We start from the raw sequence: 22958 nt of genomic DNA, 5'->3' as shown, positions 1-22958 counted from the left end.
CAAAGGCCGGCAGCAAAAAAGGCTGCCCTTTGCCGGGGCAGCCCTTTATTAATATAGATCGGGATGTATTACCTGGCGGCCGTAATAATCCGTTTCCGGAAATTTATTGCTTCACGATCTTGGAGGTCATGCGGGTGTTGCCGGGCAATGAAACATTCAGCACATAAGTACCCGCAGGCCGCCTTTTCAGGTCTATGCTGCCCCGGTAGGTACCGGAAAAACCCTGCAGGGATTTGTAATATACCTGCTTCCCTTCCATGTCACGCACTTCCATAAAACCGTTCCCTTCTTTCGGTACATAGAACGATACATTTACGAGTCCGCTGGTAGGGTTAGGGTAAACGGCTGATACAGTTTCTGCGCCTTTTGCTTCCAGGGAGGGCTTGCCTGTTACTGTTCTTACAGAATCCGCTGTAACGGTAGTAGTGTTCAAGGTCAGCACACGCATGCCGTTCCTGCGCCTTCCTTCTACTACCACCGGCGCATTCGGGTCTGCGGGCGTTAGGGTAAGCGCGGTAACTTCCTGCGGGCTGCGTTTTCTGCCGGTTTTGGTGGTGATGAGGATTGCCCCGTTCTCAGCCGCATTGCCGTAGAGGGCGGTGGCGGAAGAGCCTTTCAGTACGCTGATAGATTCAATATTTTCCGGCTTGACGTTGTTGAGCTCTTCTTCATAAATTTCCCCGTCCAGCACTACCAGTGGTTTGTTTTCTGATGCAACACCCCTGAAGGAAAGACCCGTTACCTTGCCTCCGCTGGCGCTATGGCCCGTTGCAGGCTTTGCGGCCAACGTTCTGGTACCGTAGCCTGTTACTGTTACTTCCTGCAAGCTGCCGGCTGTTGCATGGGCTTTTGCAGGCTGGTCACTTGCCGTCACGCCGGACAAATTGCGGGGTCGCCCGGTAACCACAACGGCTGCCGTCTTACCTGCAAGCTTCGCGGTTTTGCCGCTGAATATACTCACGCCCGTATCTCTGCCGATAACTACAATATCGTGTTCTTTCAGGTCCAGGTCCGCTGCGGAAGAGCTCAACTGCACAGTATCTATTTTTCCGTCTGTACGGCGTTCAACAATAGTGGTATTCATCACCTTCTTCACCGTATCTTTCACTACCCTCACTTCCAATACTTCCTTCCCGCGCGGGGTAGTATCTTTTTGCGGGCCGCTGATGGCCGTTCTCACTTCGCTTACCACGCCCGTTACCATTTCGTTCACTGCCGCGCCGGAGCCGGTGATAGCCGTTCTCACGTCTGTCACCACGTTGTTCACCACCACGGCGCCCGGTTTGGTGAAATTCAGCGAGAGCAGCACCCCGCACACCAGGCAGGCCAGCAGGGCATAACGGTAAATGTGCAGGCGGGACGATCTTCTTTTATTCATCATCCTGATACGGTTTTTCAGGTGCGAAAAGTTGAAGTTATTGGCAATGCCTGCGGCGTATTGCGAAGTATTGACCTGTATGAGGCTATACTGGTACGCCTTGGGGTCCATGCCGGAACGCAGGATGGAGCGGTCTGTCAAAAACTCCAGGTTCTCCCTGATGGCAGTTTTCATGAGCCACGCGCCGGGGTTGAACCAGTAGAACACATTGTTCAGCTCTCCCAGCATCACATCTGCAGAATGCCATTCTTTTACGTGAACGGCCTCATGATCGAGGATGGCTTTCAGCTCTTTTTCTGTATGCAGGGACGGGTTGATATATATGTTCCGGAAAAATGAGAAGGGGTTCATAGGTTTTCCCATGAGGCGAACGTTGTGGCGCAACATTGTTCCCGGCGCGGTGTTGCGGTGCAGGAGCAACAGGGAGGCCAGTTGCATCATCAGCCGCAGGAACATCACGCCCACCCCGGCCCAGAAAACCCATTCCAGCAGGGCCCAGGGAGAGAAAGGGTCTGGCGTGGCCTGCCAGGTATTGAGGTCAGGCACATAGGTGATCACCTGCTGGGCCAGCGCTTCATTCCGGGAAAAGAAATCATTCACGTCTACCAACGGAAAGAGAGACGAGAAAACGATACCGGATAGGAGGAAAAAACGGTTGAGCGTATAGAACGTAAGCCGGCGCAGCCCCAGCCGGTAGGCCAGGTAAAAAAGACAGAGCGCTATATTGGCTTTGATGAGATAAATGATTAATTCAGGCATGCTGCAAGCATTATGAACGTGAATAAACAGGCGTTGTTACTTTTTCTCTATCATCCTGATGATCTCTTTCAGCTCATCCGGACTGATCTTTTTATCCCTCGCAAAGAAGGTGACCAGCTCCTTGTAGGAGTTTTCGAAGTAGTCTTTCACAAAACCGTTCATGAATTTTTTCTTGTACTCACCCTCCTGAATGGACGCCGTGTATTCATACACATTGCCTATTTTACGGGCTTCCAGGTAACCCTTTTTTTCAAGGTTCTTGATGGTAGACGCCAATGTGGTATAAGGAGGCTTGGGCGCCGCATGCGCTTCCAGGAAATCTTTCACAAACCCGTTGCCCGTTTTCCAGATAGCCTGCATAGCAGCTTCCTCTTGTTTGGTCAGCTTTTCCATATGTTTACATTAAAAATTATTCAGTGTTTATAATCCAGCGGCAGCATCTCCGCCATTTTTTCCCAGCCCCAATATTGCTCCACTACTATATCTACCGGTGAACCAATGTTGCCGTTCTCATCCAGCGGCACTTCCGGCGCCAGCATGTGCATGACGGACACCTGCTCTTTTGGCCGCGTTTTCTGGCCGGGCTTGTGCTTTTCCACGTACAACCGGTCTTCCTTCTCTTTTGTGTACACCACATACAGGTAATCCCTGAATATGAGAGAATGACCGTTGCCGCTGGGTTTGATCAGGCTGTCATACGGCAGCTGCGCCGTATAAAGATAGCTGACCTCCCGGTCAAAAAAGCGCGGTGGCTGCACTTTTACACCAGCGCTGTCTGGCAGGGATGGCGGCACAAAATCCTTTACCCGCGGTTTCCTCACCATTTTCTGCACGCTGAACCCGTCTTGCGCCAGCTGCCGGCCGGCCATGCTCCGGTAAAAATGCATGGTAGAGCCAAGGTAGGCGGCTTCCCTGTTTTTCTCCCATTGCTTCTGCTGCCGGGCGTTCTTTGCTTTCATGGGTTCAAACAACGGATTACCGTAGTATAGCGAATAACCTGATTTCATGTTGTACTGGAAGCTGATCAGCAAAAACTTCACCCGGTACCCCAACGCCCTGTTCTCCAACACCACAAAATCATCAGAACTGGCGGTGAGCAAACGCTTCGAATCATCATACTGCAGGTCTATCACCTCGCTGTTCAACAATTTGCACTGCCGGGCAAAACTGCTTTCACCCACAAACAAGTTTGCGAACACCTTCAGCCAGCGTTCCCGCTCCACATTCCGCCGAACCACAAACTCTTTCAGCACATCTGCCTTGGGCTTCAGCGTAATGGCAACGCCTGTAATGTCTGCCTTCACTTCCACCGGCAATAATTGCGGCTCATAGCCCAAATAAGACACGATCAGCTCGTATTTACCCGGCGGCACATTGCTGATGCTGAACTGCCCGTTTTCCGCCGTGCGGTCTCCCAGGGTGGTCTGGTTCAGGAAGGCGCTGGCAAAGGGCAAGGGTTTGCCTTTTTCGTCTTTTACCGAGCCTGTGATCCTGTATTGTGCCGTTGCGGTATAAGTCACCAGCAGCCACACCAAACATCCTGTAAACCATCTCATAATTACGAGTCTGTCGTAAATCTACGAATGTTTCGTAGAAATGCAAAATATTTAGGGAAATAAATTTTTCTGACAAAAGGTGTCAACCTGTTCCAGGATAAGCCCCCATATCCTGTAAAGTTTTTCCAGGACTTTCTGACAAAGGTGTCAACCTGTTCCAGGACGAGCTCCCTGCCCCTGTAAAGTTTTACCAGGACTTTCCGGCAAAAGGCGCCAGCCGGCAGGCAGCCTGTAGGCAGGCGGTATCCCCTAAGGTGGCGCCAAGGTATTTGCAGTACGTTTGCAGTACGTTTGCAGTACCTTTCCAGTACGTTTGTAGTACCTCTTATATAGGGGTACTACATAGGTACTACATACGTACTGCACACCTGCGGAGAACGTACTATGAAAATAAGGCCGCCCACAGGATACCAGGAGGCAGCCATATGGCTGCCCCAGCGTTACTCCGTAGTTACTCCCACCTTACTCCGTAGTTACTCCCACCTTACTCCCAGGATACTCCCAGGATAGTGCATAGGGAGTGCGTGTTTTAGGCATAAACGCCGTTTTAGCGATTTTACAAGCAACACATATTCAATTACTTATACGCCAATTTTGAAGAAATGACCCTTAATTTGACGCACTAAGGCATGTAAAAGCCTGTAAATCAATAAAAAAGCCGGACGCTATACGTCCGGCCCCCTATTTTTAAAATGCAACGGTATTAATGAAAGAGTTCCGCGAGTTTATTTTCCAGCGCCTCACCGCGGAGGTTTTTGGCTACTATCTTGCCCTGCGGGTCCAGCAGCAGGTTCTGGGGAATGGCGCGGATGCCATAGAGCTTGCCCACTTCATTGGCCCAGCCTTTCAGGTCAGATACCTGCGGCCAGTTCAGCTGGTCTTTGGCAATGGCTTCTTCCCATTTTTCCTTGCTTTCGTCAAAAGAAACGCCCAGTACGGTGAAGCCTTTGTCTTTATACTTGTTGAAAGCGTTTACCACGTTGGGGTTCTCTGCACGGCAGGGGCCGCACCAGCTGGCCCAGAAATCCAGCAGCACGTATTTACCGCGGAAAGAAGCCAGCGTAACAGGCTTGCCTTCAGGGTTGTTCTGGCTGAAGTCAATAGCCGGCTGGCCGGGGGCCAGCTTCTTGGCCAGCTCCAGCCGGTAGGCAAACTGCTTGCCGGAGGGTGTGTTGCGGGCGTCTTTTGCCAGCGACTTGAAGATGGGCTCCACTTCGTCAGCATCCAGCTCATAACCTGCCACCTGCGTGAGCACGTACATGCCTATGGGTGATTTGGGATTGTCTGCCAGGTATTTGCGCATAATGGCCTTGCGGCTGGCCTCCAGCTCGTCAAAGCGGGTTTCCAGCTTCTTCATGCCGGCCTCGTCCTTGGCCTTGTACAGCACCCTGTACTCCTTGCTGAGCGCAATGCTCTGGCGCACTACGTTATCTGTAAGACTGTTTAACTGGTTAAAGGCTTCCTGGTATTTGGTGCCGCCGGCTTCCGGCTTGTCTGCAATATTATCCAGCTTTACGGTTGTTTCCCCGGGGCCCAGGAAGAGCACGGCCAGTTCTTTTCTGCCCAGGGGGTTGTCTGGCGTAGAGGGGATGGAAGCAAAAAGCTGGGCGGTCATAGGCTCCGGAACGGTACCGGCAAAGAGGAACCTGCCGTCTGGGGTGGTCACGCTGTCTGTAGCCCACTTCCCGTCTTTCCTCACCCTGAAATACAATTTGGTCGGTTTCTCCTGTTGCGCGATGCTTCCTACCACCTGGTAGGGAACTTCCTTCACCTTGCCCTGCGCAAACAGTGCACCGGGGCTAAAAAGCACCGCTGCCATCAACAATTTCTTCATGCTTGATTACTGTTTTTCTAGTCTCTGGCAAATTTGCCTATTCCCACCGGGAAAAGCAAGCCCATTTTGATAGGCGGTTGGCTACTGCAATATTTCGGCCAGCTTTTGCTCCAGCGCCCTGCCGCGCAGGTTGGCGGCTACAATTTTGCCCTGGGGGTCTACGAGGAAGTTCTGGGGGATGCCCTGCACGCGGTAGAGCTGCGCCGCTTCGTTGGCCCAGCCTTTCAGGTCAGATACCTGCGTCCAGGTGAGATTGTCCTGCTTGATGGCCTCCAGCCAGTCTGCGCGGCTCTTGTCAAGCGATACACCCAGTATAGTGAAGTTCTTGTTCCTGAATTTGTTATAAGCCCGTACTACATTGGGGTTCTCCGCCCGGCAGGGGCCGCACCAGCTGGCCCAGAAATCTATGAGCACGTATTTGCCCCTGAAAGAGGAGAGCTTTACCAGCTTGCCGGAGGGGTCTTTCTGTTCAAAGTCTTTTGCCACGCCGGCTTCCGCTTTTTCCTTTTTGGCTTCGGCAATGTTGCTGCCAATGGTTTTGCCGGCACGGGTATTTTTGAGCGCCGGCTGCAGGCCCTGGTACAGCTGGTCTAATTCCTCCACGCTGAGGCGTTCCCGCAGGTCTCCGCTCAATATGAAGAGGCTGGCCTGGGCGGCGGGGTGTTGTTTTACAAAACCGGCGCCGGTGGTCACCACCATTTCATCAAACTCAAGCGCCTTTTCCCGGAAAGCCTGTTTGGCGTTCTCATCGTCAGGGTTAATGCTCTTTGCTTCGGCATTCAGCTCGTTTACGCGCCTGAGCACGGGCTGGAAAGCTTTATGGTAGGCCTGCATCCACAGGGTTTGCTGGCCGCCTTTTACGGCGCTGGCCACGGGAAAATCTTTCGCCCCGGCCTGCACCTCAATTTCCGGCTTGTCTGCCACCAGCAGCAGGGGGTATGGCTTGTTTTCCAGGAAGAGGGCAAACATATCTTCCGCGGCGGGTTTGTGTTTGGTAGCAAATGAGAACTGACCGCTGCCGGGCAGCGCCACAGAATCCCTGGTATTACCATCTTCACTCATAAAGTACACCTTCTGCCCTTCCGCGGCCGATGTAATTTTCCCGCTCACCTTCAACTGGGCCTGTGCCGCCGAAGCGGCTGCCATACAAAGCGCTATGCACACAAAAGTTCTCATTGGATATTGCTATTTATGCCGTTCTTTCAATACGTTTATAACGTCTTCCAGGGTAAAATCTTTTGCCTGGAGCAAGATCAGGTAATGGAACAACAGGTCTGCAGACTCGTTGAGGAACAGCTCGCTGTTGTTGTCTTTCGCTTCAATCACTACTTCCACGGCCTCTTCCCCTACTTTCTGGGCAATTTTGTTGATGCCTTTGGCAAAGAGAGACGCGGTGTAGGATTTTTCCGTGGGATGGGCTTTCCTGTCACGGATCACCTGCTCCAGCCGGGTCAGAAAGGCCTGCTGTTCCTTGTTCTCTTCGTTCCAGCAGGTGTCTGCGCCGGTGTGGCAAACAGGGCCTGCGGGGTGCACTTTCAGCAGCAGGGTATCCTGGTCGCAATCCAGCGCCGCGCTTACGAGGTGGAGGAAATTGCCGCTTTCCTCCCCCTTCGTCCACAGCCGCTGTTTGGAACGGCTGTAAAACGTCACCTTCTTCTCCGCCAGCGTCTTCTCCAGCGCTTCCTGGTCCATATAGCCCAGCATCAGCACTTTAGACGTAATGGCATCCTGTATGATGGCGGGCACTAACCCGTCTGGTGACTTGGAAAAATTGACCTGCATCGGCAAAAACACTTTAAATATAATAAATATATAATAATCAGAAACGGATCTGTATCCCTTTCTGGTAAAGATAATTTTTCAGCGCGGGGATTTCCATTTCCTTGTAATGGAAAATGCTGGCGGCCAGGGCGGCGTCTGCCTGCGCTTTTTCGAACACGTCCGCAAAATGCTCCATGGTGCCTGCCCCGCCTGAAGCGATCACGGGCACGTTGAGGTTTTGGGAAAGGCGGCCGGTAATGTCCAGCGCAAAGCCCTGCTTGGTACCGTCATTGTTCATGGAGGTGAGCAATATTTCCCCTGCGCCGCGGTCTACGGCCTCCCTGGCCCAGTCTTCCGTTCTGGCATCCGTTTTCACGCGGCCGCCGTTGAGGTACACGAACCAGTCTCCTTCCTCAAAACGCGTATCTATGGCCAGTACGATGCACTGGCTGCCGAACTCGCGGGCCAGCTCGTTGAGCAGGGGCGGGTTGCGGAACGCGGCGGTGTTAACGGATACCTTGTCTGCCCCGGCGTTGAGCAATACGCTAACGTCTTCTACGGAAGCAATGCCCCCGCCTACGGTGAAGGGGATGTTCACGTGCCGGGCAATACGGGTTACCAGTTCGGAGAGGGTCTTGCGCCGTTCGTTAGTGGCGGTGATGTCAAGGAACACCAGCTCGTCCGCCCCTTGCGCGGCATAGAGGGCGCCCAGCTCAATGGGGTCTCCGGCGTCGCGGATGTTCTCGAAGTTCACGCCTTTTACGGTGCGTTCGTCTTTGATGTCAAGACAGGGTATGATGCGTTTTGTGAGCATGCGTTATAACAATTTTTTCAGTTCGGCCATGGTGATCTTTCCTTCATAGATGGCCTTGCCTATGATAACGCCGGCCAGGCCTGCCTGCTGCAGCTCCTCTACGTCTGCCATATTGCTGACGCCGCCGCTGGCGGTGAGGTGAATGCCGGGCACGGCGGCAATGATCTTTTTATACAATTCGGTAGACGGGCCTTGCAACAGTCCGTCTTTGGCAATATCTGTGCAGAACACTTCCTTCACGCCTTTGTCAAGGTTGGTGCGCAGGAAGTCATAAATGCTGGTATCCGTGGTTTCCAGCCAGCCGCCAACGGCCAGCTGCTCTCCCTTCACATCGGCGCCCAGGAATATCCTGTCTGCCCCGTAAGCAGCCAGCCAGCGGAAAAACAGGTCGGGTTGTTTTACCGCCACGCTGCCAATGGTGGCCAGGGCGGCGCCTGATTCGAACACGATGCGCAGGTCTGCGTCTTTTTTGATACCTCCGCCAAAATCCACCACCAGGGAGGTTTTACCGGCTATGGCCTCCAGCACTTTCCAGTTCACTACCGCACCGGCCTTTGCCCCGTCAAGGTCTACCAGGTGCAGGCGTTTTACGCCGGCGTCTTCAAATTCCTTGGCTACTTCCAGCGGCTGCTCGTTGTACACGGTTTTTTGCGCATAGTCTCCCTGGGTGAGGCGTACGCATTTGCCGCCAATGATGTCTATGGCGGGAATGATGGTGAAGCGCTGCGCGGGCGGCGCATCCAGGCTGATGTCCATTTTATAGAAGGGAATATTGTCTTTGTAAAATAATTCGCTGATGCGTTTGAAGCCCAGGCGCAGGTAGAAGGTTTCCGCGCTGGCGCGGGCGTTGCACCAGAGGGTGGCCACGCCGTGCTGGCGGCATACGTCTGTAAGGTGCTGCATGAGCGCCTTGCCGAAGCCTTTTCCCTGGTGATGCGCGGCGGTAGCCAGTTTGCGGAACTGCGCGGAGCTGCCGCTGATGAAAAGGGATACTACGGACACCATCTCACCGTCCATGAACAGGCCGTAGTGGAGCCCTTCCGCGTCATGCGGCATCTTTACCTGGTCAAGGCTCCAGTGCGGGTACATTACATCCCTGCGCAGGCGCAGGGTTTCGTCTGTAGTGATCTGTTTTATTTCCACGCTTACAATTTCAAAAAGCTCTCAATGAGTTGCTGGCCGGCATCCGCCGATTTTTCAGGGTGAAACTGCACCGCATAAAAATTGTCTTTCTGCAATGCAGCGCTGTAATTGATGATATAATTGGCAATGGCCGTGGTTTCAGGGCCCAGGGCCACATAGTAGCTGTGCACAAAATACATGTAGGCGTTTTCAGGCACATGCTCGAAGATGACGCTGTGCAGGCCGGCCACGTTGTTCCAGCCTATCTGCGGTATCTTGAGCAGGTTTTTGACGGGAGATTCGAACTTTTTCACGGGCAGGTCAAAGATGCCCATGCAGGCCGTGTCATTTTCTTCGGAATGTTTGCACATGAGCTGCATGCCCAGGCAAATGCCCAGCACAGGCTGCTTCAGGTCTTTGATCAATTCGTCCAGCCGGCGCTCTTTGAGGTAGCTCATGGCCGTGCTGGCCTCCCCCACCCCGGGAAATATCACCTTGTCAGCGCTGCGCAGCTCCTCCGGGTTGTCCGTCACGGTAGCTTCCACTCCCAGTCTTTCCAGGGCAAAGAGCACGGAACGGATGTTGCCGGCGTTGTATTTGAGAATGGCTGTTTTCATGTTGTTTCGTTCTTTTGCCGCTTATGCAAGAATACCTTTTACAAACCCTGCAATATCAGCCTGCAAGTTAGTACTGTTTTCGATGGCTTTCACAAAAGCGCTGCCTATAATTGCGCCGTTGCTGCTGGCGCAGGCGGCCTGGAAGGTGCTTTTATCACGTATGCCGAAGCCTACCAGCACGGGGTTTTTCAGCCCCATGGCCTTCAGCCGCGCAAAATACGCTTCCTGCCCGGCCATGTCTTTGTTTTTGCCGGTGGTGGAGGAGGAAGACACGGCGTACACAAAACCTTTGCTCAGGCTGTCTATTTTGCGGATGCGGGCTTCTGTTGTTTCGGGCGTTACGAGGAAAATGAGGTGCAGGCCGTATTTTTCGAACAGCGGGCGGTATTCGTTCTCGTACTCGTCCATCGGCAAATCAGGTAGAATGAGGCCGTCTATGCCTACGGCGGCGCAGGCCTTGCAGAAGTTCTCCACGCCGAACTGCAGTACGGGGTTGAGGTAGCCCATCAGGATAACGGGGATGGTCACCTTGCTGCGGAAATCTTTCAGCTGTTCAAACAGCACGCTGAGGCGCATGCCGTTGGCAATGGCGCGGGTGCTGCTGTCTTGTATCACCGGCCCGTCTGCCAGCGGGTCCGAGAAAGGCATGCCCAGCTCCACCATATCTGCCCCGCTCTGCTGCAGCGCTTCTACAACGGCTACGGTATCATTCAGGGCGGGGAAACCGGCGGTGCAATATATGTTGAGGATGTTCTGACCCTTGGTACTGAATAATTGGTCTATGCGGTTCATGGTCTCCTTACTTTAAGTGTTTGATATAGGTTTCAAGGTCTTTGTCTCCGCGGCCGCTGAGGCACACTACCACTACTTCATCTTTCTTCAGGGGCAGGTCTGCCAGCTTGGCCAGCGCATGGGCGGATTCCAGCGCGGGAATGATGCCTTCCAGCAGGCTCAGCTCGTAACCTGCGGCCAGGGCCTCATTGTCTGTGGAGCTGAGGAACACGGCGCGGCCGCTTTCGTACAGATGCGCATGGAAGGGGCCTACGCCCGGATAGTCCAGCCCGGCTGAAATGGAATGCGGCTCTACGATCTGCCCGTCTTCCGTTTGCATCAGCAGGGTTTTGCTGGCGTGTATCACGCCGGGGCGGCCCAGCTGGGAGGTGGCGGCTGAAAACCCGCTATGCACGCCTTTACCGGCGGCTTCCACGGCTATCAGCTCCACTTCGTCCTCGTCCGTAAAATGGAAAAAGGCGCCGGCCGCATTGCTGCCGCCGCCTACGCAGGCTATCACGTAGGTGGGCGTTTCTTTACCGGTTTTTTCCAGCAGCTGCTTGCGGATCTCTTCGCTGATCACAGACTGGAAGCGGGCCACCATATCAGGGTACGGATGCGGGCCCACTACGGAGCCGATGATGTAATGCGTATCTACGGGGTTGTTGATCCAGTCACGGATGGCTTCATTGGTAGCGTCTTTCAGCGTTTTGCTGCCGCTGGTGGCGGGCACTACGGTAGCGCCCAGCATCTGCATGCGGGCCACGTTGGGCGCCTGACGCTGGATGTCTACGCTGCCCATGTACACCACGCACTCCAGCCCCATCAGGGCGCAAACGGTAGCGGTGGCCACGCCGTGCTGGCCGGCGCCGGTTTCGGCAATGATGCGTTTTTTGCCCAGGCGTTTGGCCAGCAATATCTGGCCAATGGTGTTGTTGATCTTGTGCGCGCCGGTATGGTTCAGGTCTTCCCGCTTCAGGTAGATCTGCGCGCCGTACTTCTGGGACAGGCGGCTGGCAAAATACAGGGGGGAAGGCCTGCCTACATAATCTCTCAGCAGCTGTTCAAACTCCTGCTGGAAAGCAGGGTCTGCCATGATCTGCAGGTATTGCTCCCGCAGCTCTTCCACGTTGGGGTACAGCATTTCAGGAATGTATGCGCCCCCGAAGTTGCCGAAATATCCTTTGTTGTTTACATGATACCTAGATTGCGAAGTATTCACCGCTATATCCATGATCTGTTCATTTTTTTATTGATTGTAGAAAACCGGCTACCTTGTCCATGTCTTTGACGCCGGGAGAAAGTTCAAAACGGCTGTTCACGTCCAGCGCAAACAGGGAGCGGTGCTGCCACCGGGCCAGCGCGTCCACGTCTGCCGGGCCAATGCCGCCGCTGAGAAAGAAGGGCTGCTCCAGCGCGTAGCTGTTCAGCAGCTCCCAGTTGAACTGGCGGCCGGTGCCGCCGTATTCCTTTGATGCGGTATCGAACAGGAAATAGTCGCTCACGGCCATGTAGGGTGCTGCCTGCAGATGGGCTTCGGTATCGCCCACGTGAAATACCTTGATGACCGGCACTGTTAAACGCAGCTGCTCACACACGGCTACCGATTCTTCTCCATGCAGCTGCACCAGGTCAAGACCATAATCTTTCACCGTTTGCACCACCTGCGCAGGGTCTGCATTCACAAACACGCCTACCTTGGCAATGTTCTTCGTTTCCCGCACGCTGCGGCCGGGCAGCTTGTTGCCGGCAAAACGCGGGGATTTATTGTAGAAGATAAAACCCGCATAGTTCACCCCCAGCTGCACCAGTGCATCCAGGTCTGCCTGCCGGGTAATACCGCATACTTTCAGGTTCATAGCTGCGCCAGTTTTTCTTTCAGGGAACGGGAAAATTGCTCGAACGCATTGCCGGGATCTTCCGCTTTCATAAAGTGCTCACCGATCAGGAAACCGTCAAAGCCGGCCTGTTTCAGTGTTACGATGGTAGCGGGATCGTCCATGCCGCTTTCCGCCACCTTGCTGTATTCCGCGGGTATCTGCTTCAGCAGCTCCATGGAGCGGTGAATGTCTACCTGGAAGGTTTTCAGGTTGCGGTTGTTGATGCCGATGAGATGCGTATGCGGGGTGATCTTCTCCAACTGGTCTCCGCTGTGCACTTCCAGCAGCACTTCCAGCCCCAGGTTATGGGCAAAGGCGGCCAGGTGCTTCACCTCCTCCGCCGTAAGGCATTCCGCAATGAGCAGCACTACATCTGCGCCAATGGCTTTGGCTTCTACCACCTGGTATTCATCTATCACAAAGTCTTTCCGCAGAATGGGGATGTTGTTCACGGCGCGCGCCTGCTGCAGGTCATCCATAGACCCGCCGAAGAACTGCTGGTCTGTGAGCACGCTGAGGCCGGAGGCGCCGTTGCGGGCGTAAGCGGCGGTTACCTCCTGTACGGCGGCGGTGTCGTTAATGATGCCTTTGGAGGGCGACTTCCTTTTAAATTCGGCAATGATGCCGGTACGGTGCGGCTGTTTGAGAAAGCTGCGGAGAGAAAGCGCATCTCGGCTGAATGCGGCGCTGCGCTGCAGCTCTTCCACGCTGCGTACCTTTTTTCTTTCCGCTACTTCCTTTACTTTATGGGCTGTTATTTCAGCCAGTATGTCCTTCATGGTCTTATTTTCCTCTTTTAAAAACAGTGCTATTGCAGGGCTATCAGTTTTTCGTACACCTTGTACGCGGCGCCTGATTCCAGGGATTCTACAGCGGCCTGGAAACACTCATCGTAAGTGGGATACTTCTCCAGGCAGTACAGCCCCATGGCGGCATTGGCCATTACCACGGAATGCTGCGCCCAGCTGCCTTCTCCTTTCAGCACTTTCATAAATATCTTCGCCGCTTCATCAGGCGTATTGCCGCCATAAATATCCTGCGCGTGCACCTGCCGTTTGCCGAGGGCTTCGGGCGTCCAGTCCTGCTCACCTTCATTGGTGATGATGCGGGTATCTCCCGTGAGGGAAATTTCATCGTAACCGTCCAGCCCGTGCACAATGGCAAAACGTTTGTCTGTTTGCTGGAACAGGTAGTTGTAAATGCGGGCCATTTCAAGGCTGTACACCCCAATGAGCTGGTGTTGCGCAAAAGCGGGGTTCACCAGGGGGCCCAGCATGTTAAAGAAAGTTCGCACTCCTAACTGCCTGCGCACGCCGGCCACGTTTTTCAGGGCCGGGTGAAAGAGCGGCGCATGCAGGAAGCAGATGCCCGCTTCTTCAATTTCCTGTTTCAGCTTGGCGTTATCGTTCTTGAACTTGTACCCTACAGATTCCATCACGTTAGAAGCGCCGCTGATCGAAGATACGCCATAGTTGCCGTGTTTGGCTACCTTGCCGCCCGCGCCGGCCACAATGAAGCAGGAGAGCGTGGAGACGTTGAAGGTGTTCTTGCCATCTCCGCCGGTGCCTACAATGTCCAGCACATTATGACCGTTCAGGTCTACCGGCACGCACAGCTCCAGCAGCGCATCGCGGAAGCCCAGCAGCTCTTCAATGGTAATGCTGCGCATCAGGAACACCGTCATGAAGGCGGCCAGCTCGCTTTCGTTGTACGCGCCTTTGGAAATGCTGGTGAGTATTTCCCTGGCAGCCTGGCGGCTGAAACTTTTATGTTCAAAAAGGTAGTTTAATATCTTTTTCATCTCGTTATTTTTTAAAGACAGGGACCGGTTGCTTTCAGAGGCCTAACCAGTTGCGCAATATCCGTTCTCCCTCCGGCGTGAGCACGCTTTCCGGGTGAAACTGCACGCCGCTTACATCGTATTGTTTATGCTGCAGCGCCATGATGTAGCCGTGCTCATCACGGGCGGTCACTTCCAGCTCCGCGGGCAGCGTTTTTTCATCTACCACCCAGGAGTGGTAGCGGCCTACTTCCAGGGTATCAGGCAGGTTGCTGAACAGGCGGCCGCTGCGGGATACAATGCTTACCGGCGTAGCTACGCCATGGTATACTTCGGAAAGGTTGGTGAGCTTTGCGCCCAGCGCCTCGCCTATGGCCTGCTGGCCCAGGCACACGCCGAAGATGGATTTGGAGGGCGCATACCGTTTGATGAGCGGCAGCAGCAAGCCTGCTTCTTCAGGAATGCCGGGGCCGGGTGAAAGAATGATCTTGTCATAGGCGTCTACCTCATCCAGGCTGATCTCGTCGTTACGCACCACGGTCACTTTCTCCCCGATGATCTTTTCCACCAGGTGTACCAGGTTATAGGTAAAGGAGTCGTAATTATCAAACACCAGAATCTTCATATCATATATTTTGGGCCAGTTCTATGGCCTGTTTTAATGCATTGAGTTTATTGTTCACCTCCTGCAGCTCGGAGCTGGCCACAGACTGGGCCACAACGCCGGCGCCGGCCTGGTAGTACAGCGTATTGTTCTTGCTCAGGATGGAGCGGATCATGATGGCGTGGTTGAAGTTGCCGTTGAACCCTACAAAACCCACACAGCCGCCGTAGAAGCCGCGGGCCGTAGGCTCATAGGCGTCTATCAGCTCCATGGCCTTGTATTTGGGCGCGCCGGAAAGGGTGCCTGCGGGGAAAGTGGCCGCCAGTATGTCAAAGGGGCTGCTGCCGGGCTCCAGCTGGCCGGTCACTTCGCTCACCAGGTGAATAACGTGGGAGTAGTATTTGATTTCCCGGTAGGTTTCCACCTCCACGTTGGTGGCATGGCGGCTGAGATCGTTACGGGCCAGGTCTACCAGCATAACGTGCTCCGCGTTTTCCTTGGGGTCTTCCAGCAGGCGGGCGGCCAGCTCTTTATCCTGCTCATCGTTACCTGTACGCCTGAAAGTACCGGCTATGGGGTGGATCACCGCCTTGCGGTCTTTGATGATGAGCTGCGCTTCGGGAGAAGAGCCCATCAGCTTATAATCTCCATAATCAAAATAAAAAAGATAAGGGGAAGGATTGATGGAACGGAGGGCGCGGTACACGTTGAACTCATCCCCGGAAAAACCGCGGTTGAACGCGCGTGACAGCACTATCTGGAACACATCTCCCCGGAAGCAGTGCTGGCGGCCTTTCTCTACCATATCCATATACTGCTGGTCTGTCAGGTTGCTTTCTTCCTGGCCTTTGGCCTGGAAGGGATAGCTGGGGAAGTCTTTATTGCGGATGAGCGATTCCACGTAGTCAAACTCGCTCTCCAGCCCGTCTACCTGGTTCTCTATGAGGTACATCTCGTCCTTGAAGTGGTTGATGGCGATCACGTACTGGTAAAAACGGTAACGCATCAGCGGGATGGTGTTGCCGGCGGCGCCCCTTTTCTGAAAAGCGATCTTTTCAAAGAACTGAACGGAATCATAGGTGCTGTACCCGAACAGGCCTTCTGCAAAAGGCAGGGGAGATTTTTCACTAAAGGAGAAACTTTTCAGGAAGGCATCCATTTCGCGCAGCACCTCCTGGCGGCTCTTGAGCTGCTTCCGCTCTACGGGCTGGCCGGGGTATTTGAACTCAAACACGTCTGTAGAGGTCACTTCTATGCCGGCCACCGGCTTGATGCCGATGAAGGAAAAACTGTTCTCGCTGGCATGGGAGTCTGTGCTTTCCAGCAGTATGGAGCCGGGAAACTTGTCGCGAATGCGGAGGTAGATGCTCACGGGGGTGAACACGTCTGCCAGCATATGTTTCGATCTTGTTTTTACCTGGATGCGTTTCATCTTTAAGTATAAAATCAGTTAAAAGCATAAAAAGAAGAAGGCCCGCTGTGTACAGCGAGCCTTCTTCAAGTATTTCAAATACAAACGCGGCACTGCTACACAGCGGAAAGACCTTCTGCGTGCCACCAAAGTTTGTATGTATTGATCATTTGCATTGTGATCGCAAATATGAGGCGAATTCCCGGAAAATGCAAATTTTATTTTGATCATATTACTGAAATGTTTACAGCACCCCTTTGGTGCTGGGCAGCTGCATATTGTCCGGATTGCGTTTTACGGCCATTTTCACCGCTTTGGCAAAGGCCTTGAAGATGGCCTCTATCTTGTGGTGCTCGTTCTGCCCTTCCGCCTTCACGTTCAGGTTGCACCTGGCGGCGTCAGAGAAGGATTTGAAAAAGTGGAAGAACATTTCCGTGGGCATCTCCCCTATCTTTTCCCGCTTGAACTCCGCATCCCACACAATCCAGTTGCGGCCGCCGAAGTCAATGGCTACCTGCGCCAGGCAATCATCCATAGGCAGGCAGAAGCCGTACCGCTCCGTGCCTTTTTTATCCGCCAGGGCCATGGCAAAGGCTTCTCCCAGGGCAATGCCGGTATCTTCTATAGTGTGGTGCTCGTCTATATGCAGGTCTCCCTTGGCTTCAATACTGAGATCTATACTGCCGTGGCGGGCAATCTGGTCAAGCATATGGTCAAAAAAGGCCAGGCCGGTGTGGATGCTGGCCTTGCCGGTACCATCCAGGTTGAGGTCGATACGGATGTCTGTTTCCTTGGTGGTGCGGGTATGGCTGACCGTGCGCAGGCCTATTTTCAGGAACTCGTAGATCTTTGCCCAGTCTGTGGTTTCCAGGGCTACCACGTCTTTCAGGCCGCCTTCGTCCGTTACTTCGGCCGCGCCCAGGGAGGTGCCTTCATTCAGCCAGATGGCCTTTGCGCCCAGGTTCTGCGCCAGCTTCACGTCTGTGATGCGGTCTCCTATCACGAAGGAGTTGGCCAGGTCATAATCTTTCGAGAAGTACTGCGTGAGCATGCCCGTGCCGGGTTTGCGGGTGGGTTTGTTCTCGTCAGGGAAACTTTTATCTATGTGCACCGCGGAAAAATGAACGCCTTCATTGGCAAAGGAGGTCATAATGTGCTGGTGGGGCGCTACAAAGGTGGCTTCGGGGAAAGAGTCCGTGCCCAGCCCGTCCTGGTTGGTGACCATCACCAGCTCATAATCCAGCTCCCGCGCTATTTTGCCCAGGTAAGTGAATACCTTGGGGTAGAATTCCACTTTCTCCAGGCTGTCTATCTGGTACGTGGGCGGCACTTCCCTGATCATGGTACCGTCCCTGTCTATGAATAATACGCGTTTCATTTTGCGGCAATGGATTTTAAAGCGTTGAGCAATTCAATATTTTCCTGCGGCGTGCCTACGGTAATACGAAGGCAGCCGGCGCAAAGCTCTACCTTGGAGCGGTTGCGCACAATAATGCCCTGTTCTACCAGCTGGTTGTAAATGCCGTTGGCATCCGTGGTTTTCACCAGCAGGAAGTTGGCATCGCTGGGGTATACCTTTTCCACGATGGGCAGCAGCGGCAGCGCTTCTTCCAGCTTGCCCCGCTCTTCTACCGTTTCCCTGATCCAGGCGTTCACCTGGTCTATATTGTTCAGGGCTTCCAGCGCCAGCTCCTGTGAGGCCTGGTTGATGTTATAGGGCGGCTTTACCTTGTTGAACACGTTGATGATGTCTTCGCTGGCAAAGGCCATGCCCACGCGCAAAGCGGCCAGGCCCCAGGCTTTGGACAGCGTTTGCAGTATCACCAGGTTAGGGTACTCCATCAGCTCCTGTATGAGGGTTTTCTGTTTGGAGAAGTTGATGTAGGCTTCATCTACCACCACAATGCCGTCAAAGTTGTTCAGCACCATTTCAATGTCTTCCTTGCGGATGGCGTTGGCGGTGGGGTTGTTGGGGGAACAGATGAAAATGAGCTTGGTGTTCCCGTCTATGGCCGCTTCCATGGCTTCCAGGTCTAGCTGAAAGTCTTCCGTGAGCGTGGCTTTGCGGATGGTTACATCATTGATGTTGGCGCTCACTTCATACATGCCGTAGGTGGGCGGGCATAGTACCACGTTATCCACGCCGGGGCGGCAGAAAGCCCTGAACAGCACGTCTATGGCTTCGTCACTGCCGTTACCGAGAAAAATGTTCTGCGGCGGTACGCCTTTGATATCCGCTATGCGGTACTTCACCTTCCATTGCATAGGGTCCGGGTAACGATGATAGGCCACCGGCAAGGGGGAGCCGAAGCTGTTTTCGTTGGCGTCCAGGAATACGGAGGCTTCGCCTTTAAACTCGTCGCGGGCGGAGGAGTAAGGTACCAGGCGTTTGATGTTGTCTCTTAAGATATTATTCAGGTCGAACATGACGGTCAATTACGGGTTTATTCTGATGGTTACTGCGTTTTTGTGCGCTTCCAGCCCTTCTGCCGCAGCCATGGCCTCAATGGCGGGGGCCAGGGCTTGCAGGCCTTCCCGGGTGAGGCGCTGGAAGGTGATCTTTTTCACGAAACTGTCTACGCTGACGCCGCTGTAGGCGGTGGCATAGCCGTTGGTAGGCAGGGTGTGATTGGTGCCGGAGGCATAGTCTCCCGCGCTTTCAGGGGAGTAATTGCCCAGGAACACGGAGCCGGCGTTCACCACGCGGGTGGCCAGCGCTTCATCGTTCTCGCAGGCCATGATGAGGTGTTCAGGCGCATACTCGTTCAGCAGGTCCATAGCCTCATCCCGGTCTTTGACCAGCACCAGGCGGCTGTTGCCCAGGGCCTGGGTGGCCATGTCTTTGCGGGGCAGCTGCTCCAGCTGGGTTTCTACCTCCGCCTGCACGGCGGCAATGACGGTTTCCGAGGTGCTCACCAGCAGCACCTGGCTGTCTGGCCCGTGCTCCGCCTGCGAGAGCAGGTCTGCCGCCACAAAGGCAGGCACGCAGGCCTCATCAGCGAACACGGCCACTTCAGAGGGGCCGGCGGGCATGTCTATAGCCGTGCCGGCGCTGTTCACCAGCTGTTTGGCGCAGGTAACATATTGGTTACCGGGGCCGAATATCTTGTATACTTTGGGAACGCTTTCTGTACCGAAGGCCATAGCGCCAATGGCCTGAACGCCGCCGGTTTTGAACACCCGGGTGATGCCGGTGTAGTGCGCGGCCCAGAGCACGGCGGGGTGAACGCGGCCGTTGCGGCCGGGAGGGGTACACAGCACTATTTCGCTGCAACCGGCCAGGCGCGCGGGGATAGCCAGCATCAGGATGGTGGAGAACAGCGGGGCGGTACCGCCGGGGATGTAGAGGCCTACTTTTTCTATGCCTACCGGTTTGCGCCAGCATTGCACACCGGGCATGGTCTCGATCATCGTCACTTCTTCCACCTGCGCCCGGTGAAAGGCCTCAATATTGGCCGCCGCCTGGCGGATGGCGTTTTTCAGCGGCTCGTCCAGCGCAGCGTCTGCCGCGGCAAACTCTTCGGCGTCTACCCGCAGGTCCGCCAGCTCCACTTTATCAAATTGGGCGGTGTATTTCAGTACGGCCGCATCGCCATTGGTTTTTACATCGTCAAGAATGGCGGACACGGTGGCCTCCAGCTGCCGCGTGTCCAGCACAGGGCGCCGCAGCAGCGTGTTCCAGGTATTTTTTTCCGGGTATCGGATCACTTGCATAACGAACGTTTTTGAGTTACACCACCATTTTTTCAATGGGCACTACCAGTATGCCCTGCGCACCGGCGGCTTTCAGGCTTTCGATGATGTCCCAGAAATCATTTTCATTGAGCACGGAATGCACGGAGCTCCAGCCGGCTTCCGCCAGGGGCAGCACGGTGGGGCTTTTCATGCCCGGCAGCAGGCCTATGATCTCCGGCAGCTTGTTATTGGGCGCGTTGAGCAGCACGTATTTATTGTTCTTGGCCTTTTTCACCGCCTGTATACGGAACAGGAGCTTGTCCAGCAACTGCTGCTGGCCGGGAGTAAGCCGGTCGTGACTCACCAGCACGGCCTCGGAGCGCAGAATGGTTTCCACTTCTTTCAGGCCGTTCATGAACAGGGTGGAGCCACTGCTCACCAGGTCGCAGATGGCATCAGCCAGCCCGATGCCGGGCGCTATTTCAACGGAACCGCTGATCTCGTGTATTTCGGCGGTGATATCCATCTTTTTGAGAAAGTCTTGCAGAATAACAGGATAGCTGGTGGCAATGCGCTGCCCGTTCAGATCGCGGATGGAGGTGTATTCCATGCCTTTGGGCACGGCCATGGCCAGGCGGCATTTGCCGAAGCCCAGCTTTTCTACGGTGCGCAGGGGGCGGTTCTTTTCCAGCACTACGTTTTCACCAACAATGCCAATGTCTGCCACGCCGTCTTCCACGTACTGCGGAATATCGTCATCGCGGAGGAAAAACACTTCCAGCGGGAAGTTGGAGGCTTCTGTCTTGAGCTTGTTCACGCCGTTGTTGATGTCTATGCCGCATTCTTTCAGCAGCTTGATAGAATCTTCGTGCAGGCGGCCTGACTTTTGAATGGCGATTCGCAGTTTCATTTGTTCTTTTTTTTCAGCGGTTTGAAACAAAAAAGGCCTACCGGGATGCGGTAAGCCTTCTATGGTGAATATCTGTTGCATGCATACTACAGCATTCCCTGCTTACCGCGCTGGCAAGTATGGTGATGATGTGTATGTACGTGAATGTTCATAATTTTCGAGTGCAAATTTAGGAACTAATCCGGATAATCAAACTAATTTTTGGCCAAACCCCATTTTATTGCAAAAAAACCGCAAAAGGGGCCTGTTTTTTGAAATTTTCTAATTGAGCCCGCTTTATCCCCTGACGAATGCGGGATATCACAAAAACGGGCCCTTTCCGCGCGGATCGTCTTAAATTGCCGGGCGTATGAGCCTGAAGAACATATTCAATAACAGTTGGGTGGTGAACATCCTGTTACTGATAGTGCTGATCACCGTGAACGTATTGATCAACCTGCAATATGAACCTATCACCAACACCCGCCTGTACCTCTGCCAGAGTGTATCCCTGGCCTTTATATACGTGATGTGCGCGCTGCATAACAAATTTATGCTCCAGATACTGATGCACGGCCGGTACTGGCGCTATTTTTCACTGCTGGCGGGCTGGCTGACACTTAACACTGTTGTGACCTACTTGCTGCGGACGAATGTATTCCAGTCTGACCGCAACGTGATATGGGTAGGAGACCTGGTGTTTGCCGCCGCCGCCCTGCTGATAGGCATCGGCCTCTGGTTCCTGTACCGGGGCGCCACCTTCCAAACGCATGAGCTGCGCAACTCGCTGCTGCTGCGGGAAAAGGAGCTGCAATACCTGCAAAGCCAGCTGAACCCCCACTTCTTTTTCAATACCCTCAACAACCTGTACGGGGTGAGCCTCCGCTATCCCAATAAAACGCCGGAGCTGATATTGAGCATTTCAGAGCTGATGCGCTACCAGCTGGAAAGCTCCCGCAAGCAGCTGGTGCCGCTGGAAGACGAGCTGCAGTTCATCCGCAATTACGTACACCTGGAAAGGGCCAGGGTACGGCAGCGCTGCCAGGTGAACTTCAAGAAAAAAGGGCATGAAAAAGACCTGATGATCACCCCGCTGATACTGATCGCCTTCGTGGAAAATGCCTTCAAATACGCCCCCTCCTCCATGTCCGCCTCCTACATCAAGGTAGAGCTGGAAATAAAGGGTGAAGTGCTGCATATGAAGATCCGCAATACGGTGCCGGACAATAAACAATCCGTATCTTCGACGGGCGTTGGCCTGAATAACGTGAAGCAACGCCTGGCGCTGGCGTATGCCAAGCGGCATACCCTCATCACCAATGAAGAGAACAATATTTATTATACAGAACTGATCTTAACCTTAGACCGACATGCAAGTACTCCGCTGCCTGATCGTAGATGATGAACCCGGGGCGCATTATGTGCTGGAAGCCCATATTGAAAAGGTACAGGCTTTACAGATAGTAGGGCATTGCTATAATGCCATGGAAACCGCCAACTTCCTGCACCGGGAGAAGGTAGACGTGGTGTTCCTGGACATCAACATGCCGGAGCTGAGCGGCCTTGACCTGTTGAAAACCCTCAACAACAACCACCCCCGCATCATTCTTTGCAGCGCATATAGCGAGTTTGCACTGGAAAGTTATGAGTATGACGTGGTAGACTACATCCTGAAACCCATCAGCTTTCCCCGTTTCCTGAAAGCCGTCAACAAGATACTGCAGCAGGAAGCCCCGGTAAGCGCCCCACCGGAAGAGCCGCTGCTGCTCAAAACCGGCAGCACGCAAACCGCGGTAGACCCGGCAGATATCTACTACGTACAAAGCATGGGCAACTACGTGAAGGTATACCTGGAAAACAAATGCCTCATCGTGAACGCCACCACCGCCGAAATGGAAAAGCTGCTGCCCGCCAGCTGCTTTGTGCGCATCCATAAATCCTACATCATTGCGGCAGACAAGGTGGAGGAATGGGGCCCGCGCCACGTGGTGATACTGGATGAAAGCCTGCCCGTAGGCCAGACCTTCAAGATCAATCTCAACAAGCTGAAGCAGAAATAAAACCGGTTTGATCCCAACGGAATAGATGTTATTTTTAAGGAAAACAT

22 protein-coding genes are annotated in these 22958 nt (G+C 54.0%); 2 read left to right on the top strand and 20 right to left on the bottom strand.

The window, feature by feature from the left end:
* Positions 1 to 103: 103 nt before the first annotated feature.
* From ABDW36_RS10345 to hisG, 20 genes are all read right to left on the bottom strand, one after another.
* Positions 104 to 2137 carry a TonB-dependent receptor plug domain-containing protein gene (locus ABDW36_RS10345; protein ID WP_343701819.1) on the bottom strand — a complete coding sequence of 678 codons (2034 nt, stop codon included), beginning with the start codon at positions 2135 to 2137 and terminating at the stop codon, positions 104 to 106.
* A 36-nt stretch (positions 2138 to 2173) separates the two neighbouring features.
* Positions 2174 to 2530: a BlaI/MecI/CopY family transcriptional regulator gene (locus ABDW36_RS10340; protein ID WP_343701818.1), complete on the bottom strand. Its 357-nt coding sequence runs from the start codon at positions 2528 to 2530 to the stop codon at positions 2174 to 2176.
* A 20-nt stretch (positions 2531 to 2550) separates the two neighbouring features.
* A complete protein-coding gene (locus tag ABDW36_RS10335) occupies positions 2551 to 3693 on the bottom strand; it encodes a carboxypeptidase-like regulatory domain-containing protein (protein ID WP_343701817.1) in 1143 nt (380 codons plus the stop codon).
* Between the two features lie 703 nt (positions 3694 to 4396).
* Positions 4397 to 5527 carry a TlpA disulfide reductase family protein gene (locus tag ABDW36_RS10330; protein WP_343701816.1) on the bottom strand — a complete coding sequence of 377 codons (1131 nt, stop codon included), beginning with the start codon at positions 5525 to 5527 and terminating at the stop codon, positions 4397 to 4399.
* 81 nt (positions 5528 to 5608) lie between these two features.
* Positions 5609 to 6703 carry a TlpA disulfide reductase family protein gene (locus ABDW36_RS10325; RefSeq protein WP_343701815.1) on the bottom strand — a complete coding sequence of 365 codons (1095 nt, stop codon included), beginning with the start codon at positions 6701 to 6703 and terminating at the stop codon, positions 5609 to 5611.
* A 9-nt stretch (positions 6704 to 6712) separates the two neighbouring features.
* The gene (hisIE, locus tag ABDW36_RS10320) at positions 6713 to 7309 is read right to left on the bottom strand and encodes a bifunctional phosphoribosyl-AMP cyclohydrolase/phosphoribosyl-ATP diphosphatase HisIE (RefSeq protein WP_343701814.1); all 597 of its coding nucleotides are present in this window, start codon (positions 7307 to 7309) and stop codon (positions 6713 to 6715) included.
* A 37-nt stretch (positions 7310 to 7346) separates the two neighbouring features.
* Complete coding sequence (hisF, locus tag ABDW36_RS10315) at positions 7347 to 8102, bottom strand: imidazole glycerol phosphate synthase subunit HisF (RefSeq protein WP_343701813.1); 756 nt, start codon at positions 8100 to 8102, stop codon at positions 7347 to 7349.
* A 3-nt stretch (positions 8103 to 8105) separates the two neighbouring features.
* Positions 8106 to 9245, bottom strand: coding sequence for a 1-(5-phosphoribosyl)-5-[(5-phosphoribosylamino)methylideneamino]imidazole-4-carboxamide isomerase (gene hisA, locus ABDW36_RS10310; protein ID WP_343701812.1), 1140 nt, complete (start codon positions 9243 to 9245; stop codon positions 8106 to 8108).
* A 2-nt stretch (positions 9246 to 9247) separates the two neighbouring features.
* Positions 9248 to 9841 (bottom strand): imidazole glycerol phosphate synthase subunit HisH, encoded by a 594-nt coding sequence (hisH, locus tag ABDW36_RS10305; RefSeq protein WP_343701811.1) that lies wholly within the window; start codon positions 9839 to 9841, stop codon positions 9248 to 9250.
* A 21-nt stretch (positions 9842 to 9862) separates the two neighbouring features.
* The gene (trpA, locus tag ABDW36_RS10300; RefSeq protein ID WP_343701810.1) at positions 9863 to 10633 is read right to left on the bottom strand and encodes a tryptophan synthase subunit alpha; all 771 of its coding nucleotides are present in this window, start codon (positions 10631 to 10633) and stop codon (positions 9863 to 9865) included.
* Positions 10634 to 10640: 7 nt separating this feature from the next.
* Positions 10641 to 11846, bottom strand: coding sequence for a tryptophan synthase subunit beta (trpB, locus tag ABDW36_RS10295; protein WP_343701809.1), 1206 nt, complete (start codon positions 11844 to 11846; stop codon positions 10641 to 10643).
* Positions 11847 to 11853: 7 nt separating this feature from the next.
* On the bottom strand, positions 11854 to 12471 hold the full coding sequence (locus tag ABDW36_RS10290; RefSeq protein WP_343701808.1) for a phosphoribosylanthranilate isomerase: 618 nt from the start codon (positions 12469 to 12471) through the stop codon (positions 11854 to 11856).
* The gene (trpC, locus tag ABDW36_RS10285; RefSeq protein ID WP_343701807.1) at positions 12468 to 13271 is read right to left on the bottom strand and encodes an indole-3-glycerol phosphate synthase TrpC; all 804 of its coding nucleotides are present in this window, start codon (positions 13269 to 13271) and stop codon (positions 12468 to 12470) included. The genes ABDW36_RS10290 and trpC overlap by 4 nt, the downstream gene beginning before the upstream one ends.
* Before the next feature lie 29 nt (positions 13272 to 13300).
* A complete protein-coding gene (gene trpD, locus ABDW36_RS10280; protein ID WP_343701806.1) occupies positions 13301 to 14293 on the bottom strand; it encodes an anthranilate phosphoribosyltransferase in 993 nt (330 codons plus the stop codon).
* Between the two features lie 34 nt (positions 14294 to 14327).
* Entirely contained in the window at positions 14328 to 14897 is a 570-nt protein-coding gene (locus ABDW36_RS10275) for an aminodeoxychorismate/anthranilate synthase component II (protein WP_343701805.1), read from the bottom strand.
* 1 nt (position 14898) lies between these two features.
* A complete protein-coding gene (locus ABDW36_RS10270; RefSeq protein WP_343701804.1) occupies positions 14899 to 16308 on the bottom strand; it encodes an anthranilate synthase component I family protein in 1410 nt (469 codons plus the stop codon).
* Between the two features lie 223 nt (positions 16309 to 16531).
* Positions 16532 to 17665: a bifunctional histidinol-phosphatase/imidazoleglycerol-phosphate dehydratase HisB gene (gene hisB, locus ABDW36_RS10265; RefSeq protein ID WP_343701803.1), complete on the bottom strand. Its 1134-nt coding sequence runs from the start codon at positions 17663 to 17665 to the stop codon at positions 16532 to 16534.
* Positions 17662 to 18714 carry a histidinol-phosphate transaminase gene (hisC, locus tag ABDW36_RS10260; RefSeq protein WP_343701802.1) on the bottom strand — a complete coding sequence of 351 codons (1053 nt, stop codon included), beginning with the start codon at positions 18712 to 18714 and terminating at the stop codon, positions 17662 to 17664. The genes hisB and hisC overlap by 4 nt, the downstream gene beginning before the upstream one ends.
* Before the next feature lie 9 nt (positions 18715 to 18723).
* Positions 18724 to 20001, bottom strand: coding sequence for a histidinol dehydrogenase (gene hisD / locus ABDW36_RS10255; protein ID WP_343701801.1), 1278 nt, complete (start codon positions 19999 to 20001; stop codon positions 18724 to 18726).
* Between the two features lie 16 nt (positions 20002 to 20017).
* Positions 20018 to 20872 (bottom strand): ATP phosphoribosyltransferase, encoded by an 855-nt coding sequence (hisG, locus tag ABDW36_RS10250; protein WP_343701800.1) that lies wholly within the window; start codon positions 20870 to 20872, stop codon positions 20018 to 20020.
* 349 nt (positions 20873 to 21221) lie between these two features.
* Between hisG and ABDW36_RS10245 the strand changes: the two genes are divergently transcribed.
* Positions 21222 to 22253: a histidine kinase gene (locus ABDW36_RS10245; RefSeq protein ID WP_343701799.1), complete on the top strand. Its 1032-nt coding sequence runs from the start codon at positions 21222 to 21224 to the stop codon at positions 22251 to 22253.
* Positions 22222 to 22911, top strand: coding sequence for a response regulator transcription factor (locus ABDW36_RS10240; protein ID WP_343701798.1), 690 nt, complete (start codon positions 22222 to 22224; stop codon positions 22909 to 22911). The genes ABDW36_RS10245 and ABDW36_RS10240 overlap by 32 nt, the downstream gene beginning before the upstream one ends.
* The last annotated feature ends 47 nt before the right edge of the window (positions 22912 to 22958 follow it).

Source organism: Chitinophaga sp., from assembly GCF_039596455.1.
Lineage (GTDB): Bacteria > Bacteroidota > Bacteroidia > Chitinophagales > Chitinophagaceae > Chitinophaga.
The sequence above is the reverse complement of the archived record's forward strand: the minus strand, read 5'-3'. Positions and strand labels throughout refer to the sequence as shown.

Bases quoted from the DNA above. Each gene is read 5' to 3' on its own strand.
- hisH (WP_343701811.1), bottom strand. From the start codon at position 9,841: ATGAAAACAGCCATTCTCAAATACAACGCCGGCAACATCCGTTCCGTG.
- hisC (WP_343701802.1), bottom strand. From the start codon at position 18,714: ATGTTCGACCTGAATAATATCTTAAGAGACAACATCAAACGCCTGGTA.
- ABDW36_RS10275 (WP_343701805.1), bottom strand. From the start codon at position 14,897: ATGAAGATTCTGGTGTTTGATAATTACGACTCCTTTACCTATAACCTG.
- hisIE (WP_343701814.1), bottom strand. From the start codon at position 7,309: ATGCAGGTCAATTTTTCCAAGTCACCAGACGGGTTAGTGCCCGCCATC.
- trpA (WP_343701810.1), bottom strand. From the start codon at position 10,633: ATGAACCGCATAGACCAATTATTCAGTACCAAGGGTCAGAACATCCTC.
- trpC (WP_343701807.1), bottom strand. From the start codon at position 13,271: ATGAAGGACATACTGGCTGAAATAACAGCCCATAAAGTAAAGGAAGTA.
- ABDW36_RS10240 (WP_343701798.1), top strand. From the start codon at position 22,222: ATGCAAGTACTCCGCTGCCTGATCGTAGATGATGAACCCGGGGCGCAT.
- ABDW36_RS10330 (WP_343701816.1), bottom strand. From the start codon at position 5,527: ATGAAGAAATTGTTGATGGCAGCGGTGCTTTTTAGCCCCGGTGCACTG.
- ABDW36_RS10335 (WP_343701817.1), bottom strand. From the start codon at position 3,693: ATGAGATGGTTTACAGGATGTTTGGTGTGGCTGCTGGTGACTTATACC.
- hisG (WP_343701800.1), bottom strand. From the start codon at position 20,872: ATGAAACTGCGAATCGCCATTCAAAAGTCAGGCCGCCTGCACGAAGAT.
- hisD (WP_343701801.1), bottom strand. From the start codon at position 20,001: ATGCAAGTGATCCGATACCCGGAAAAAAATACCTGGAACACGCTGCTG.
- ABDW36_RS10245 (WP_343701799.1), top strand. From the start codon at position 21,222: ATGAGCCTGAAGAACATATTCAATAACAGTTGGGTGGTGAACATCCTG.
- hisF (WP_343701813.1), bottom strand. From the start codon at position 8,102: ATGCTCACAAAACGCATCATACCCTGTCTTGACATCAAAGACGAACGC.
- ABDW36_RS10325 (WP_343701815.1), bottom strand. From the start codon at position 6,703: ATGAGAACTTTTGTGTGCATAGCGCTTTGTATGGCAGCCGCTTCGGCG.
- trpB (WP_343701809.1), bottom strand. From the start codon at position 11,846: ATGGATATAGCGGTGAATACTTCGCAATCTAGGTATCATGTAAACAAC.
- ABDW36_RS10270 (WP_343701804.1), bottom strand. From the start codon at position 16,308: ATGAAACGCATCCAGGTAAAAACAAGATCGAAACATATGCTGGCAGAC.
- ABDW36_RS10345 (WP_343701819.1), bottom strand. From the start codon at position 2,137: ATGCCTGAATTAATCATTTATCTCATCAAAGCCAATATAGCGCTCTGT.
- ABDW36_RS10290 (WP_343701808.1), bottom strand. From the start codon at position 12,471: ATGAACCTGAAAGTATGCGGTATTACCCGGCAGGCAGACCTGGATGCA.
- trpD (WP_343701806.1), bottom strand. From the start codon at position 14,293: ATGAAAAAGATATTAAACTACCTTTTTGAACATAAAAGTTTCAGCCGC.
- hisB (WP_343701803.1), bottom strand. From the start codon at position 17,665: ATGAAACGCGTATTATTCATAGACAGGGACGGTACCATGATCAGGGAA.
- ABDW36_RS10340 (WP_343701818.1), bottom strand. From the start codon at position 2,530: ATGGAAAAGCTGACCAAACAAGAGGAAGCTGCTATGCAGGCTATCTGG.